This is a genomic window from Stenotrophomonas sp. FR010, assembly GCF_047520755.2.
Lineage (GTDB): Bacteria > Pseudomonadota > Gammaproteobacteria > Xanthomonadales > Xanthomonadaceae > Stenotrophomonas > Stenotrophomonas sepilia.
In genome coordinates, this window is sequence record NZ_JAXBQT020000010.1 from 75,376 (window position 1) to 91,032 (window position 15,657).

The window sequence follows — 15,657 nt, forward strand, 5'->3', positions numbered from 1 at the left end:
GGGGTTGGGCTGGGGGGGGGCCCGCGCGGCCACGAAGCCGATCAGCAGGAACGGCAGCGCCAGGCCCAGGCCGAGGAACAGGAACACGGTCATCGCCTTCAGCGGCGGGGCAATGAAGGCGTAGGCGATCGCACCGCCCATGAACGGGCCGACGCAGGCACTGCCGACCACGCAGGCCAGCGCACCGGTGAAGAAGTCACCGGCCGGGCCGCTGCGGCTGGCCAGCGACTGGCCAAGGTTGCCGATGCCGCCGCCGAGGGTGAACACGCCGGACAGGCTCAGGCCCACCGCGAACATGATGTAGGCCAGTGCCGCCACCACGCCCGGGTGCTGCAACTGGAAGCCGATGCCGACGGCGTTGCCGATCGCGCGCAGGCTGACCATCAATGCGCCGATCACGGCGAACGCGACCAGCACGCCCAACGTGTACCAGAGCGCGTGGCTGCGGGCGCGCTGCGGGCTTTCGCCGCTCTGCGCCAGGCTCAGCACCTTCAGCGACAGGATCGGCAGCACGCAGGGCATCAGGTTCAGCACCAGTCCACCGGCCAGCGCCAGCAGCAGCACCCAGACGAACGAACGGTCCGGGTTTGGGGTGGTCGCCGGCGGACGCGTGCGCAGCGCATTGTCACCACGCGCGTCGGTGGCGAACGCGTTGCCTGCGCCCTGGCCGCCCGTGGCGGCGGGAGTGGCGTTGCCGTCGTTGGGTACGGTCGGCAGCAGGCGCAGCGGTACGCCATTGGCGGATTCACGCGGCGCACCGGCAGCGCGCAGCGCATTGACGGCTTCCTCGCGCACTGGCGCCTGGCCGGTGCCGGCGTTGAGCTTGCCGGCCGGAATCGACAGCTTCACCCGACGGGTCATCGGCGGGTAGCAGATACCATCGGTCTGGCAGCCCTGGAAGGTCACCACCAGGGTGCTGTCGACCGCATCAGTAACGGTGCGGCGCAGCGGCAGCGGCACTTCCACCTGGTTGAAGTACACCGAGACATCGCCGAAGTGCTCGTCGCGATGCGACTGCGCGGCCGGCCAGCGCGGCTTGTCGGCGAGCACGCCGGCGCTGCCTTCCAGCTTCAGCGAAGTGCGGTCGCGGTACAGGTAGTAGCCGGGTGCCGGGCTGAAGCGCAGCAGCAGGGTGTTGCCGTCGCTGGCGATGGCATCGAAGCCGAACGCCTGTTCCGACGGCAGCGGCAGCGCCTGGCTGTTGTTGGCCGCGCCCGGCAGGCGCAGGCCACCGCTGTTGCCGGCACCGGCCAGCGGGTTGTTGAACGGACTGGCGGCACCGGTACGCGCGGCAGGCACCGCGGCCGCCGCACCGGCACCCGGCAGGGTGACCTGCACCACGCGCTTCTGCGGCGGGTAGCAGACGCCGGCATCGGCGCAGCCCTGGTAGCGGACTTCCAGGCTGATGGTGCCGGCGGCGTCGGTCGGCGTGCCGGGCAGGGTGGCCTGCAGGCGCTCGCGATAGGTTTCGACCTCGCCGAAGAAATCATCGTGGTGCCTGTCACCCTTGGGCATCTGCAGCGTGCCGGCATTGAAGGCCGGATCCGCCTTGACGCTGGTGCGGTGGCGATACAGGTAGTAGCCCGGTGCGATCTTGAACTGCAGTTGCACCTGGCCCCGTTCGGGGGCAGTGGCGGTCAGCGCGAACGCCTGGTCCACCGGCAGCAGGTCCTTCTCATCCAGGGCCAAGGCGGGCAGCGAGAGCCACAACAGGGCGCACAAGGCAGCGCCACGCGCAAACAGAGTCTTCAATCAGTGTCCTCCCGGGTCTGTGCCCGGATCCAGTCCAGATACGCCGGCAGGCCGGCCCGGGTTTCGACCGCGATGCACTCCGGGAGTTCATACGGATGCAGTTCGACGATCCGGGCGATTGCGTCATCGACGCGGCTCGCGGTGGTCTTTACCAGCAGCTGCAGCTCGGCATCGGTGGTCACCTCGTCCTGCCAGCGGTAGGTGGACTGCACGCCATCAAGGCGGGTCACGCACGCGGCCAGGCGCTCGCCGACCAGCGCGTGCGCGATGCGCTCGGCACTGGCCCGGTCCGGGCAGGTGGTCAACAGCAGCAGCACGGGATCGACGGTCGGCATGACCGTCGAGTATAGGGCCGCCGCCGGGCCCTGACCCGGCGGCGGCAGTGGACCGCAGCGTTGCGCGGTCAGTTGGCCAGCTGGCAGGTGGCTGGCTTGGCCGAGGTGAACAGGGCCGGGGTGGCCCACTCGGGGTGATCGATGAACGGGTTGCGATTGCCCTGGAAGCTGTAGACCACGTCATTGCGGGCACGCTCGGCATCATCCGGCGGATCGGACAGGTGCCAGTCGATCAGCGTCGACAGCAGGCCCATGTAGGCCGGCGAACTGCTGGTCTTGACGATCTTGCTGCGGTCGTCGGTCAGCTCCAGGTCCGGCTCGGACTGACCGGTGGCCGCATCCTTGCCACCCTCATAGCGGATCGCCATGTACATCACCGCACGCGCCATGTCGCCCTTGCGCTTGCCCCACACCTCGAAGGTGCCGGTGTTGCCGTCCGGCGTGCGCACCCAGTTGGAATTGCCCGGGTAGCCACCGCTGCCGCCGCCCTGCCCATTGTTGGCTTCGGTGGCACGCTCGCCGCAGCTGGCATCGCACTTGGCGAACGGCTTGTTGCCACGGTCGGCGTTCCACTGCGCGTCGGTCAGGTACAGCATGTGGGTGTCGGTGTACGGCGCGTAGGGCAGGCCCTTGTCACCGGTGGTGGTGGCAAAGCCCAGCGAGTTCGGCCAGGTGTGCTCGCGGTTGTAGGTCAGGCCGCTGCCGGTGCCCGCACGATCACTGACCTTGGCGTAGCTGCGGTTGCGGTAGGCATCGAGGATGCGGTTCGGGTTGTTCGGATCCTCGTCGGCGATTTCCAGGATGGTCCAGGTGCTGGTGCCCGAGCCGCTGTACGGGTAAGCGGTATGGCCCTTGATGGTGGCGTGCAGCGAGCAGCGCAGCTGGCTGGGGCTGCTGGTGTTGACCCTGGAGTAGTAGCCGGCCGGCACGCCCGGGTTGCCCGGGTCCGGATTGCCGCCGGTGCTGGCCACGGTGAAGGCGATGCGGCTGTCGGCGGCCGGATGCGCGCCCTGCAGGTCGGTGATGCGCGCGGCGCGGATGTCGAAGCGGCAGGCTTCACCGGCCACCAGCGCGGTGTTGGTGGACAGCTTCACGCTGCGGCCGCTGGCCGGGAAGGTCAGCGGCACGCTGCCGGAGGTGCCGCAGCTCAGGGCGAAGGCGCCACTGGCCAGGTTCACCGTCTCGCTGAACACCACTTCCAGGTCGGCGGCAGCGGGGAAGGTACTGCTGCCCTGCGCCGGGGTGGTGGTGGAGACTGACGGCGGCGTGTTGGGGCCTGGCGTGCCGCCGCCGCTGAAGGTCTGGCCGTTGTTGCAGATGCCGAACGTCTGCCCGGCCGATTCGGCCCAGGTGAAGTGGGCGTACTGGCTGCCGCTGCCGGTCAGCTGCAGTGACGTACCCGGCGCGGTGCTGTTGCTTTCGGCCACCGGGATGTTCTGGCTGGTCATGCCCGCGGCAGGGCCGCCGGAGGCGGTGATGGCACCCTCGTAGCTGAGGAACTGGACCACCTTGCCGCTGGCATCGACCAGGGCGATGCCGTCGTTCGGACCATTCTGGAGGCCGTTGGTCGGGTAGTTGACCACGGCGATGGTGGCGCTGCCGCAGCCGGCGGCGGTGCCGGCCGGGACCGGATTGTTGGCGTAGACGGTGGCGGCCGACGGGTTGCTGCCGTTGTAGAGGTACAGGCGGTAGCCGGACAGGTCCTCACCGGCAGTGGCTACGACCTCGATCGCCTCGCCGACGTCACCGGCGGCGGTGCTGTCGTCGTAGTGCAGTTCATTGATGAAGACCTCGGCCTGGACCGGCGCAGCGGCCAGCGCCAGCAGGCAGGCGGCGGCAAGCGGGGACAGCAATCGCATCGACTACTCCTTGTGATTGGGAATGCCTGACCGAGCCTAAGGCCGATCCAGTGACACTTTGGCGTAAATGAACGTCAGATATCTGACAGTGCGACGCTTGTCACCGAAATTGATCTGGACCGACGCCTTGGCCGAGGCGCGCGGGCGAAAAAATTTTTTCATTCCGCCCTTGAAAGGGGGCGGCAGGGCTCCATCTCTGCCCTGCTCCCGACGTTGTCGGGTTTCTTCACGTGCGGTTCTGGCACTCGCCTGGGGTGAGTGCTAACATCGCCGGACTTTTTTAGACCAATCAATCACTTAAGAGGTCTCCTATGAGCATCAAGCCGCTGCACGACCGCGTTGTGGTCAAGCCGATCGAAGCCGACGAAATCTCCGCCGGTGGCATCGTCATCCCCGACTCGGCCAAGGAAAAGTCCACCAAGGGTGAGGTCGTGGCCGTCGGCCCGGGCAAGCCGCTGGACAACGGCAACGTGCGCGCGCCGTCGCTGAAGGTCGGCGACAAGGTCATCTACGGCCAGTACGCCGGCAGCTCGTACAAGAGCGAAGGCGTCGAATACAAGATCCTGCGCGAAGACGACGTGCTCGCCGTTATCGGCTGAGCCCCGGCGCGACCTGTTTCAACCTGATCCCAAACTCCCAGCCGCCGGGCATCGTCCGGCGCTACCAATGAGGTAAATGCAATGGCTGCCAAGGATATTCGTTTCGGTGAAGACGCCCGTTCGCGCATGGTGCGCGGCGTCAATGTTCTCGCCAATGCCGTCAAGGCCACCCTGGGCCCGAAGGGCCGCAACGTCGTGCTGGAAAAGAGCTTCGGCGCCCCGACCATCACCAAGGACGGCGTCTCCGTCGCCAAGGAAATCGAACTGGCTGACAAGTTCGAGAACATGGGCGCGCAGATGGTGAAGGAAGTCGCGTCGCGCACCAACGACGATGCCGGCGACGGCACCACCACCGCCACCGTGCTGGCCCAGGCCCTGATCCGCGAAGGCGCCAAGGCCGTTGCCGCCGGCATGAACCCGATGGACCTCAAGCGCGGTATCGACAAGGCCGTTTCGGCTGCCGTCGCCGAGCTGAAGAACATCTCCAAGCCGACCGCCGACGACAAGGCGATTGCCCAGGTCGGTACCATCTCGGCCAACTCGGACGAGTCGATCGGCCAGATCATCGCTGACGCGATGAAGGAAGTCGGCAAGGAAGGCGTCATCACCGTTGAAGAAGGCTCGGGCCTGGACAACGAGCTGGACGTGGTCAAGGGCATGCAGTTCGACCGCGGCTACCTGTCGCCGTACTTCATCAACAACCAGCAGTCGCAGACCGCTGACCTGGATGACCCGTTCATCCTGCTGCACGACAAGAAGATCTCCAACGTCCGTGACCTGCTGCCGGTGCTGGAAGGCGTCGCCAAGGCCGGCAAGCCGCTGCTGATCGTGGCCGAGGAAGTTGAAGGCGAAGCGCTGGCGACCCTGGTGGTCAACACCATCCGTGGCATCGTCAAGGTCGTGGCCGTCAAGGCCCCGGGCTTCGGCGACCGTCGCAAGGCGATGCTGGAAGACATGGCCGTGCTGACCGGCGGCACCGTGATCTCCGAAGAAGTCGGCCTGTCGCTGGAAAAGGCCACCATCAAGGACCTGGGCCGCGCCAAGAAGGTGCAGGTCTCCAAGGAGAACACCACCATCATCGACGGCGTCGGCGACAAGGCCAACGTTGATGCACGCGTGGCGCAGATCAAGACCCAGATCCAGGACACCTCCTCGGATTACGATCGCGAGAAGCTGCAGGAACGCGTGGCCAAGCTGGCCGGCGGCGTTGCCGTGATCAAGGTCGGCGCCTCGACCGAAATCGAAATGAAGGAAAAGAAGGATCGCGTCGACGACGCCCTGCACGCCACCCGTGCAGCCGTTGAAGAAGGCGTGGTCCCGGGCGGCGGCGTTGCCCTGGTCCGCGCGATCACCGCGCTGGCCGGCCTGAAGGGTGCCAACGAAGACCAGAACCACGGCATCCAGATTGCCCTGCGTGCGATGGAAGCCCCGCTGCGCGAGATCGTGGCCAACGCTGGCGACGAGCCGTCGGTCATCATCAACAAGGTCAAGGAAGGCACCGGCAGCTTCGGCTACAACGCGGCCACCGGCGAGTTCGGCGACATGCTGCAGTTCGGCATCCTGGACCCGACCAAGGTGACCCGTTCGGCCCTGCAGAACGCGGCCTCGATCGCCGGCCTGATGATCACCACCGAAGCCATGGTTGCCGAAGCTCCGAAGAAGGACGAGCCGGCCATGGGCGGCGCTGGTGGCATGGGTGGCATGGGCGGCATGGGCGGCATGGACTTCTAAGTCCACGCCTCCGGCGGTCGTTGCCGGCCTCGGTCGGCACGCCTTCCCGATGTGATGTAAAGAAGAACCCCGCCGCAAGGCGGGGTTTTTCGTTGCCCGGTTGCCGTCGCCGCAGTGCATCGCTACGCTCGGTAACCATGCCTACTTCGTTCATCGTCGTTGACGACTTCCTTTCTCCCGCCGATGCGCAGGGGTTGCGCCAGGCGGCACTGGGCCTGGACTATCCCGTCCAGGAGGGCGCATTCCCCGGCCGCAATTCACAGCAGCGGCTGGAGTTGGAGGGACTGTCCGGTGCGGTCTCGCGACTGGTCAACGAACCGCTGCGGCCGGTCAACCCGCTGCAGTCGCACGGCAAGTTCCGCCTTACCCTCGCCGGCGACATCGGCCGCGCCAAGGTACACGCCGACCACTCGCACTGGTCGGGCATTCTCTACCTGAGTGCACCGGAGCACTGCGAGGGCGGCACCGAGTTCTTCCGCCATCGCCGTACCGGCACCGAGCGCATGGCGCTGGACGCGGCGGAGCTGGCCGCATTGGGCTACGCCAACGGCGGCGACATGCATCGCGACATCATCGAGCGCGACAGCAACGACGACAGCCAGTGGGAAATGACCATGCGCATTCCGATGCGCTTCAACCGGCTGGTGCTGCTGCGGCCCTGGTTCTGGCACACCGCCGGGCCGGCGTTCGGTGATCGACCGGAGAATGGCCGGCTGGTGTACCTGATGTTCTTCGAGCAGGCGCGCTGAGGAGTGCCATCCACGCATGGCGTGGATGCTCCCCCCTGGCCGCGTTCGCCATGCAGGCGTGATCGCACCCTCATTCGACGAATGCCTTCGCCGCACCATACTCCCACTGCCACGGCACGCCGGTATCGCCCAGTACGAATGCCACCAGTGCCGGGAACGCAGCTTCCGCCCGTACATCGTTGCCCAGAATCACCACGCAGCTTTTGTGCCGTTCGATGCACACCAGCGTGTTGCCGACCGCATCGTCGTGGCCGCCCTTGTAGAAGCCTGCGCCCTGCGGGCCGCGGAACGTCACCACGCCCAGGCCCGCGGCCAGATCCTTGCGTTGCTGCGCCACGGGCAGCTCCGGCTGCAGCGTGGGGAACTGGCTGGCGGTGGTGATCGGCAGCTGCGGCCGCACCAGTTCCCTGCGCATTGCAGGCGACAGCCCATCGCCGCGGACATAGCCGGCGGCGAAGCGCGCCATGTCGGCGATGGTGGTATCCATCGAACCGGCCGCACGCACGCGGCTGCGTTCATCGTGCGGCTCGGCCGTGCCTTCCGCTGTCCAGCCATCGGCCAGGTTGGCGGCGAAATCCTCACGCCACATCATGCTGGTGCGGACCATGCCGAAGCGGTCGAATACCTGCCGCTGCATCAATGCACCCACGTCCTGGTCAAGCCGTCCACGCTCGATCACGAACTGCAACAGGATCAGCCCTTCGCCGGAATAGCCGTAGCGGCTGCCGGGATCGAAGTGGAACCTCAGCCGGCCATCCGGTTCGAGAAAGCCGAAGTTGGCGAAGCCACTGGAATGGTTGAGCAGCAGGCGCGGGGTGAGCTGGCGCCAGCGCGCATCATCGGCCAGTACGCTGTAGTCGGCGTACTTCTTCGGCTCCGGCGGGTAGTCCGGCAGCGGCTTGTCCAGCGCCGTGGCGATGCTGGCGTCCAGCTCGATCCGCGCATCCTGGGCAAGCTGTGCGACCAGGTGGCCGAACGCCATCTTGGTCAGCGAGGCGGCGTACATCACGGTATCGGTGCGCAGCGGCTCGCCTGCGGCGTTGCGTTCGCCGTAGGCGGCCACGTGTACCACCTTGCCGCCATCGATCACCGCCAGCGCCATCCCGCGCGCATGCGCCGCCTGCATCAGCCGCTGTGCTTCGGCATCGATGCGCGCGGGCGAGGGTAGCGGCGGCCCGGCCAGCACGGCCGGCGGGAGCAGCGTCAGCAACAGCAGGACAGCACGGCGCATGCGTGGAACTCCTGGCGGGACGTGGCGCGATGCTACGCCTGCCAGCTCCCGCCGTCATGCGCCGGACGTCAGCCGGGTCGGCGCAGGCAGATCCGCGCGGCACCCGCACCGATGTCCACCTGGCCACCGCGCATCGCGTCGGCACCGAGGATCAAGGCCGGTCGCGCCTCCAGGCCGATCGCCCTGAACACCGGCAGTTCGCTGATCCGGACCTCCATCGGCGGGTGCTGCCAGTTGCCGCCGGTCATGCCGGGCAGGGTGTACAGCCAGGTTGCCTGTGCACCGCCACCCAGCCCCTCGGTGCCCTCTTCACGTGCACGCACCCGAGCATCGCTGCCGTCGGTGCGCAGGCCCAGTGCGCGGGCTGCTTCGGCGTTGAGGACGGTCTGCGCGGCACCGGTGTCGACCACGGCGATGGCGTCCACGCCGGGCGTACCCAAGGCAAGCGTGATGAAGCCGAACTGGCGCAGGCCGTCATCGCGGCCGGGCAGCGCATTGGGTTGGCAACCCGGCCCTTCCAGGTCCAAGCCGCCGGGTGTCCACAGCGCCAGTTGATTGCGGCCGAAGTCCCAACGGGTGTCCCAGCGCCCGGTCAGGTCGTTGCCGATCAAGCCGTCAATGGCCGGATCATCGCCCTTCGCCAGCGATGACAGGTCGACCTGCATGCCGCTGGCCTTCAATTGCCAACTGCCCAGCTGCCACGCTGTGCTGCGCATGCGCTGCAACCGCGCCGCCTTCGCGCTCGCGCCCTGGGCCTGCGACATTGCCGCTTCCGCATCCTGCAAACCATAGCGCCGCACTACGCGTGCATCGACCAGGGTTGCCCCGGCGGCACTGTCGACCACGAAGCGCAGCGGCTCTGAACGCCCGTCCAGCGAGACGGCCACTGCCGGATGACCGCCCTGCATCCACATCGGCAGGACGTGCTCGGCGGCATCGGAGGCGAGCGCCGGCAAGGGGATGGCGAACAGGGGCATCAGGAACAGGCGCAAGGGGAGACTCCGCAGTGATCGTGGGCGACCATTGGCGCGCAGCGGCGTATCACCGCGATATCGGCATTGATACCGTCCTGATACACAGGTGCGGGATACTGAGGCAATGAACACTCCCATCCGCGTCATCGTCGTCGATGACGATGCCAGCATTCGCGACGCCATCGCCGACCACCTGCTGCTGCACGGCTACCAGGTGCGTGTGGCGGCGGATGCAACAGCGCTGGACGTGTTGCTGCAGGTTGAACGTCCTGACCTGATCATCCTCGACTGGATGATGCCCGGTGAGGATGGCCTGTCGGTTTGCCGCCGGCTGCAGGCGCGGGCGATCCCGATCCTGATGCTGTCGGCGATGGGGGCCGCGCCGGATCGCGTGATCGGCCTGGAGATGGGCGCGGACGACTACCTAGCCAAGCCGTTTGACCCGCGCGAGCTGTTGGCGCGGGTTCGCGCGCTGCTGCGCAGGCAGGACAAGCTGCGCGCACAGGTGGCCAGCGAGCTGCGGTTTGATGGCTGGCGATTGCTGCCTGACCAGCGTCGCCTGTTCGCGCCGGATGGCGCCGAACTGGTGCTGAGCCGCGGTGAATTCTCCCTGCTGCTGGCACTGGCTGAACGTCCCGGGCGGGTGCTGGCGCGCGAACAGCTGCTGCAGTTGAGTCGCGGAGAAGCCAGCGACAGCGTGGACCGTGCCGTCGACCTTGCGATCAGCCGCCTGCGCCGCAAGCTCGGGCAGGCCGCGTCCGGCGCTGAAGCCCTTGTGCAGACACTGCGTGGCGAAGGGTACCGCTTCAACGCGGAGGTAGGGGTGTTGTGAGCAGCCGGTGGTCAACCACCCGCTGGATCGCGATGCTGGCCTTGGCCAGCCTGCTGCTGGCAACCCTGGTCAGCGTGGCGGTAGTGGGGTGGATGCCCCGGCCCGCGCCGCCACCGATGCGGCTGGACCATGCGATGCAGGTGCTGCGTGGGGAACAGGCGCCGGCGCCACTGGGATTGCATATGTCAACGCAGGACGCGCCACCCCGGGGCAGCGCCAGTGACTGGCTCACCCAGTTGGCGGCGCTGCAGATGGACCTGCCGGCCGGGAATGTACGCCTGGTGTGGACGGGGCAGGGCAGGGCGCCCGATGTGCAGGTCATCGAGGGTGGCGCGGTACTGGACGCCTCCGCTCGTGCTGGCGTGCTGAAATCGCAGGCCGCGTTGCTGACCGCCATGCAGTGGCCGCCGTTCGAACTGGGGATGCGGCAAGCCGATGGCCGATGGCGGGTGGTCGGCAGCGACCACAGTGACCTGGCGGCCTGGCGCCGCCAGGTGATGCTCGCCCTGCTGGGCGGTGCGATCCTGCTGGCCCCTCTGGCGGCGTGGGCGGCGATCCGGTTGGGCCGCCCGCTGCGACGCCTGGCTGAAGCCAGCGCACGGGTCGACCTGCAGGCCGAAACGCCATTGCCTGATGACGGTCCACGCGAAGTGCAGGTACTGGCCACAGCGATCAGCACTGGTCGCGAACGTCTGCGCGCCCAGGCACGGGACATGACGCATATGCTGGCGGCCGTGGCGCATGACCTGCGCACGCCCTTGACCGGCCTGCGCCTGCGCGCGGAGTTCGCTCCCGCGCCACAGGCTGCCAGGATGGTGGCAGACATCGAGCGCATGGATACGATGATCGAGCAGGTGCTCGACTACGCACGCGGTGAGCTGCAGCCGTTGCAGATGCGGATGCTGGATCTTTCAGCGCTGCTGGAGGACTGCGTGCAGGCGGCGCTGCTGCGCGGGGTCGACATTTCCCTTCAGGGCCCGGATACGTTGCCGTGGCATGGCGATGCGCTGCTGCTCCGGCGCGCGGTCGACAATCTCATCGACAACGCCGAGCGCTACGCGGGCGCCGTGGAGCTGTGGGTCGCCATGGCGGGGGATGGAGTGCAGCTGGACGTGATGGACCGCGGCCCTGGCATCGCCGAGATCGATCGCGCACGCCTGCTGCAACCGTTCCAGCGCAGCGAGGGCTCGCGTAGCCGCGCCACCGGGGGCGCCGGACTTGGACTGGCCGTGGCTGCAAACGTGGCGAAGCGCCACGCGGGCGAACTTCAGCTGCTGCACCGCGAGGGCGGGGGGCTGATCGCGCGGCTGCTGCTGGGACGCACTTCCTGAGTCAACTCCGATTTGCTTCCACTGGCCATTCCTCGATATGATTAGGTGCCTAATCATTCAGTGAGGAAAGGATGATCGAAGCCAAGCATCAGGCGTTGCTGGAGGAAGCGCAGCGGCGCGGCCACGCCAACATCGCGCAGCTGCGCCTGTGCTTCCAGCTGCTCTCGTTGTCCTCGTCGATCGATCGCGACTGCGCTGCACGGTTGGCACCGCACGGGCTCAGCGAGGGTCGCTTCATCGTGCTGTTCCTGCTGCACGGGGCCGGCGGCGCATTGGCGCCGCACGCGCTGGCCGAGCGCGCTGGCGTGACCCGGGCCACCATCAGCGGCCTGCTCGATGGCCTGCAGCGCGAAGGCCTGCTGCAGCGTCGCAGCGATGACGAGGATGGCCGTCGTCTGCAGATCGTGTTGACCGCACCGGGCAAGCGTTTGGCCGAGTCGCTGTTCGAGCGGCACACACAATGGATCAGCGGCCTGTTCAACGGCCTGGATGCTGATGAACGGCAGCAGCTGTCACAACTGCTGCACAAGGTGTGGCAGCACACGGACACCGGGCGGGAAGCCTCCGCATGAGCACGCCCATTCCCGCGGAACGGCTGCGTGCACTCAACAGCGGTGGTGCCGCTGCCACGCATCTGGCCGAATGCCTGGCAGTGGATTTCGCCGCGCTGTTGCAGGGGGTGGCACCTGTGCTCGAGCCGGAAGCGCTGCAATGTATGCGCGACGCCTCCGGCAAGGGCATCACCCAGCGCATGGCGCTGGCGGCGCGGTTGCTGCACGAATCCGGGCAGGGTGATCCCGCGCACTGGCAGGCACACGCATCAGACACCGTGCGTGGCTGGGCCTGCTACCTGATTGGCAGCAATGCCGGCGCGGCGCTGCCGGCCAAGCTGCGGGCGATGCGTCCGCTGGCTGACGACCCGCACTTCGGCGTGCGCGAATGGGCATGGCTGGCGCTGCGCAGCGACATCGTTGCCGCACCGTTGCAGGCGCTTGAGTACCTGCAGGTGTGGACGCAGGAAGCATCGCCTTACCTGCGCCGCTTCGCCTGCGAAGCGCTGCGCCCACGAGGCGTGTGGTCCACGCATATCGCGCTGTTCAAGCAGCATCCAGAACTCGCGTTGCCGATGCTGGAAGCAATGGCTAACGACCCGGAGCGCTACGTGCAGGACTCGGTCGGGAACTGGCTCAACGATGCCGGCAAGACTCGCCCGCAGTGGCTGCGTGAGCTGTGCGCACGATGGCAACAGCAGCACCCTGGCGATGCCAATGCCTACATCCGCAAACGCGCCATGCGCTCGTTGCGGTAGTGCCGGCCGCTGGCCGGCAACCTCATCAACCTCAAGGAAGGCCTTCCAGGTCCTACACCCTCATCGAGCTCTACACCGCTCTGGCCACCTTGTAACAGCGCCTCCGGAGGCGCATGGCACATGCGTCTGTCACCCGGACGCGGTAAACAGGACATTGCCCATGTCCATCCGCAGGGAAGTTGATCATGCAGAGCACGCTCCAGGTAACGCTGTACGGCCCGCAGGGCGATACGCCGTCACTGCAGCTGCCGCAGATGGAAGGGCCCGCGGTGGCCATCCCGGAAGCGGTACTGCGCCGGCTGGTGTCCGATCTCTACACCACCCGTTCCCTACTCAATCCCGAGCAGCTGGACGAGGCCCGGCAGGAGCTGGACCGCGTGCTGGAGCGCTGGGCCGACATCCACGAAGGCCTGCTGCTGGACGTGGAAGTGCATGGCAGATGAGCGACCTTGCACGGCGGCCACCGCGTGGGCTGCGCGGTCAGGCGCATCACTGAACCGCGCCCCCAGTTGCGGATGAAACATTTTGCACTGCGCAAAAGCTGTGCTATCAATAGATCCCATGAACGCAGCCGCTACCCGCTTTTACTGGTATTACTTTCCGAAGCCACTGGCGGAGGAAGGACTGCGCTCACCCTGAAGAAAGCTTCAGACGCATTCCCGAAAGCCGCCAGCGAACCTGGCGGCTTTTTTCATGCCGCCACGCTGGGGACCCCCAACGTTCCGGAGATCTCCTGCAATGCCCCCGCACACCGACGACCTGCGTATCCGCACCATCGAACCGCTGACACCGCCCGCCCAGCTGCTGGCGATGCTGCCCTGTGACGATGAGGCTTCCGACACCGTCAGCGCCTCGCGCGCGGCCCTGCACCAGATCCTGCACGGCCGTGACGACCGCCTGGCGGTGGTGGTGGGCCCGTGCTCGATCCATGACCCCAACGCCGCCATCGAGTACGCCCAGCGCCTGAAGCCGCTGCGCGACGCGCTGGCTGGCGAGCTGGAAATCGTCATGCGCGTGTACTTCGAGAAGCCGCGCACCACGGTGGGCTGGAAGGGCCTGATCAACGACCCGGACCTGGACGGCAGCTTCAGGATCGACAAGGGCCTGCGCATCGCCCGTGGCCTCCTGCGCGACATCAACAAGCTCGGCCTGCCGGCCGGTGTTGAATTCCTCGATGTGATCTCGCCGCAGTACATCGCCGACCTGGTGGCATGGGGCGCGATCGGCGCACGCACCACCGAAAGCCAGGTGCATCGCGAGCTGGCTTCGGGGCTGTCGTGCCCCGTCGGCTTCAAGAACGGCACCGATGGCAACGTGAAGATCGCCGCCGACGCAGTGGGTGCGGCATCCAACCCGCATCATTTCCTGTCGGTCACCAAGCAGGGTGGCACTGCCATCGTGTCGACCACCGGCAACCCGGATTGCCATGTGATCCTGCGCGGTGGCAAGCAACCGAACTACGACGCTGGCAGCGTGGCTGAGGCCTGCCAGGTGCTGGCCAAGGCCAAGCTGCCGGCGCGCCTGATGATCGATGCCAGCCATGCCAACAGCCTGAAGAACCCCGAGAACCAGCCGAAGGTGATCGACGACATCGCCGCTCAGATGGAAGACGGCGAACAGCGCATCGTGGGCGTGATGATCGAGAGCCATCTGGTCGGGGGCCGCCAGGAACTGGTGGAAGGCCAGCCGCTGGTCTACGGGCAGAGCATCACCGATGGCTGCATCGACTGGGACACCACCGTGACCGTGCTGGAGCGACTGGCTGCGGCCGTGCGTGCCCGTCGTGAAGTGAAGGTGTCCGAAGCGGCGTGAATGAAGCCGCCTGATGGCGGCACGTGTGTGGATGGCGGCCAGCGCCTGCGGGGGTGCGGCCGCGATCAGGGCCGGCCGGAGTTGGAGACCGGCCCATCTGCACCGGCGATGCGCCTGGCGCTGCGCATGAGCGACAGCGCCAGGTACATCGCCGGGGTGGTGCAGTCGATCCGCGCCCAGCATGGAACCCCAGGCGAACGCGAACCTCAATGCACTTCGTCGTGGTACACGAACTTCGGCATTTCCCAGCGGTAGTGGATCGCCAGCAGGCGCAGCGCGAAGCCGCCGCCCAGGCAGCACAGGATCGCGGTGGCGTCGGCCACGCCCCAGTGCAGCAGCAACAGGTACGCCGCGCCGGTCAGCAGCGCGATGATCGCGTACAGCTCCTTCTGGAAGATCAGCGGCACCTCGTTGCAGAGGATGTCGCGCAGCACGCCGCCGAACGCGCCGGTCAGCATGCCGGCGATCAGCACGATCGGCATCGCATGGCCGGCTTCGCGCGCGATCGAGCAGCCGATCAGGGTGAAGGCGATCAGGCCCAGTCCGTCGAGTACCAGGAAGGTGCGGCGGAAGTGGTGCATCCAGCGTGCCACCCAAGTGGCGATCAGCGCCGCGCATACGGTGAACCCCAGGTACTCGGGATGCTTCACCCAGCCCAGCGGATAGTGGCCGAGCAGGATGTCGCGCAGTGATCCACCACCGAGGGCAGTGACACAGGCGATCATGACCACACCGAACAGGTCCATGCGGCGGCGGCCGGCAGACAGTGCGCCGGTCATGGCTTCGGCGGAAATGGCAATCAGGTAGATGATGGACAGCAGCATGGAACAGGCTCCGGGCGCGGTGGGGCCGGCCATGCGCGACTACCGCCACTGCCTGCGCAATGACGGGATGACGATGACCGGTGCCGCTCCCGCTGTCCTTTTGCCTGAGAGTTCAGCGGCGTTGGCCACGTGCCCCTTCGGCGGATCGTCCCGGGCATGCCCGGTGACCTCTCTCCAGCTCGGCGAGTCGAATGCATGGTTGGTGGGATTCCAGCCCACCGGCCTGAGCGATCATGGGAGCCTGCGCCTTCGGCGGGCGCCAGCGCGGCGCCTCTCTCCTGCATTCGGGCGCCAGTATATCCGCTGCAGTGCAGCACGG

15 protein-coding genes and 2 riboswitches are annotated in these 15,657 nt (G+C 67.1%); of the genes, 9 read left to right on the forward strand and 6 right to left on the reverse strand.

Annotated elements, in window-relative coordinates:
* From ACM0PK_RS11020 to ACM0PK_RS11030, 3 genes are all read right to left on the reverse strand, one after another.
* On the reverse strand, nucleotides 1-1,752 hold a 1,752-nt coding region (locus tag ACM0PK_RS11020), incomplete at its 3' end, for a protein-disulfide reductase DsbD domain-containing protein (RefSeq protein ID WP_495498526.1).
* Nucleotides 1,749-2,087: a divalent-cation tolerance protein CutA gene (cutA, locus tag ACM0PK_RS11025; RefSeq protein ID WP_180885460.1), complete on the reverse strand. Its 339-nt coding sequence runs from the start codon at nucleotides 2,085-2,087 to the stop codon at nucleotides 1,749-1,751. The genes cutA and ACM0PK_RS11020, both read right to left, overlap by 4 nt.
* 68 nt (nucleotides 2,088-2,155) lie before the next feature.
* Entirely contained in the window at nucleotides 2,156-3,946 is a 1,791-nt protein-coding gene (locus ACM0PK_RS11030) for an endonuclease (RefSeq protein WP_414607610.1), read from the reverse strand.
* Nucleotides 3,947-4,257: 311 nt separating this feature from the next.
* Here ACM0PK_RS11030 and ACM0PK_RS11035 point away from each other — a divergent pair, with 311 nt between their 5' ends.
* From ACM0PK_RS11035 to ACM0PK_RS11045, 3 genes are all read left to right on the forward strand, one after another.
* Nucleotides 4,258-4,545 carry a co-chaperone GroES gene (locus ACM0PK_RS11035; RefSeq protein ID WP_414607611.1) on the forward strand — a complete coding sequence of 96 codons (288 nt, stop codon included), beginning with the start codon at nucleotides 4,258-4,260 and terminating at the stop codon, nucleotides 4,543-4,545.
* Between the two features lie 81 nt (nucleotides 4,546-4,626).
* Nucleotides 4,627-6,276, forward strand: a complete 1,650-nt coding sequence (gene groL / locus ACM0PK_RS11040; RefSeq protein WP_005411226.1) for a chaperonin GroEL — start codon at nucleotides 4,627-4,629, stop codon at nucleotides 6,274-6,276.
* Nucleotides 6,277-6,413: 137 nt separating this feature from the next.
* On the forward strand, nucleotides 6,414-7,025 hold the full coding sequence (locus tag ACM0PK_RS11045; protein ID WP_061478148.1) for a DUF6445 family protein: 612 nt from the start codon (nucleotides 6,414-6,416) through the stop codon (nucleotides 7,023-7,025).
* Nucleotides 7,026-7,095: 70 nt separating this feature from the next.
* On the opposite strand, the gene ACM0PK_RS11050 is transcribed toward ACM0PK_RS11045, so the two are convergent.
* The gene (locus tag ACM0PK_RS11050; RefSeq protein WP_414607612.1) at nucleotides 7,096-8,256 is read right to left on the reverse strand and encodes a serine hydrolase domain-containing protein; all 1,161 of its coding nucleotides are present in this window, start codon (nucleotides 8,254-8,256) and stop codon (nucleotides 7,096-7,098) included.
* A 68-nt stretch (nucleotides 8,257-8,324) separates the two neighbouring features.
* Nucleotides 8,325-9,233 (reverse strand): aspartyl protease family protein, encoded by a 909-nt coding sequence (locus ACM0PK_RS11055; protein WP_180885489.1) that lies wholly within the window; start codon nucleotides 9,231-9,233, stop codon nucleotides 8,325-8,327.
* A gap of 121 nt (nucleotides 9,234-9,354) precedes the next feature.
* Here ACM0PK_RS11055 and ACM0PK_RS11060 point away from each other — a divergent pair, with 121 nt between their 5' ends.
* From ACM0PK_RS11060 to ACM0PK_RS11085, 6 genes are all read left to right on the forward strand, one after another.
* Nucleotides 9,355-10,062, forward strand: a complete 708-nt coding sequence (locus ACM0PK_RS11060; protein ID WP_061478145.1) for a response regulator — start codon at nucleotides 9,355-9,357, stop codon at nucleotides 10,060-10,062.
* 32 nt (nucleotides 10,063-10,094) lie between these two features.
* Nucleotides 10,095-11,393: a sensor histidine kinase gene (locus ACM0PK_RS11065; RefSeq protein WP_111200437.1), complete on the forward strand. Its 1,299-nt coding sequence runs from the start codon at nucleotides 10,095-10,097 to the stop codon at nucleotides 11,391-11,393.
* 71 nt (nucleotides 11,394-11,464) lie between these two features.
* Nucleotides 11,465-11,965 carry a MarR family winged helix-turn-helix transcriptional regulator gene (locus ACM0PK_RS11070; RefSeq protein ID WP_065178810.1) on the forward strand — a complete coding sequence of 167 codons (501 nt, stop codon included), beginning with the start codon at nucleotides 11,465-11,467 and terminating at the stop codon, nucleotides 11,963-11,965.
* The gene (locus ACM0PK_RS11075) at nucleotides 11,962-12,702 is read left to right on the forward strand and encodes a DNA alkylation repair protein (protein WP_065186317.1); all 741 of its coding nucleotides are present in this window, start codon (nucleotides 11,962-11,964) and stop codon (nucleotides 12,700-12,702) included. The genes ACM0PK_RS11070 and ACM0PK_RS11075 overlap by 4 nt, the downstream gene beginning before the upstream one ends.
* Nucleotides 12,703-12,887: 185 nt before the next feature.
* Nucleotides 12,888-13,145: a hypothetical protein gene (locus ACM0PK_RS11080; RefSeq protein ID WP_111200435.1), complete on the forward strand. Its 258-nt coding sequence runs from the start codon at nucleotides 12,888-12,890 to the stop codon at nucleotides 13,143-13,145.
* A gap of 295 nt (nucleotides 13,146-13,440) precedes the next feature.
* Nucleotides 13,441-14,514 (forward strand): 3-deoxy-7-phosphoheptulonate synthase, encoded by a 1,074-nt coding sequence (locus ACM0PK_RS11085; protein ID WP_111175333.1) that lies wholly within the window; start codon nucleotides 13,441-13,443, stop codon nucleotides 14,512-14,514.
* A 206-nt stretch (nucleotides 14,515-14,720) separates the two neighbouring features.
* On the opposite strand, the gene ACM0PK_RS11090 is transcribed toward ACM0PK_RS11085, so the two are convergent.
* On the reverse strand, nucleotides 14,721-15,338 hold the full coding sequence (locus ACM0PK_RS11090; RefSeq protein WP_005411215.1) for a trimeric intracellular cation channel family protein: 618 nt from the start codon (nucleotides 15,336-15,338) through the stop codon (nucleotides 14,721-14,723).
* A gap of 82 nt (nucleotides 15,339-15,420) precedes the next feature.
* A riboswitch (glycine riboswitch) is annotated at nucleotides 15,421-15,526 on the reverse strand.
* Between the two features lie 13 nt (nucleotides 15,527-15,539).
* Nucleotides 15,540-15,629: riboswitch (glycine riboswitch) on the reverse strand.
* Nucleotides 15,630-15,657: the final 28 nt, after the last annotated feature.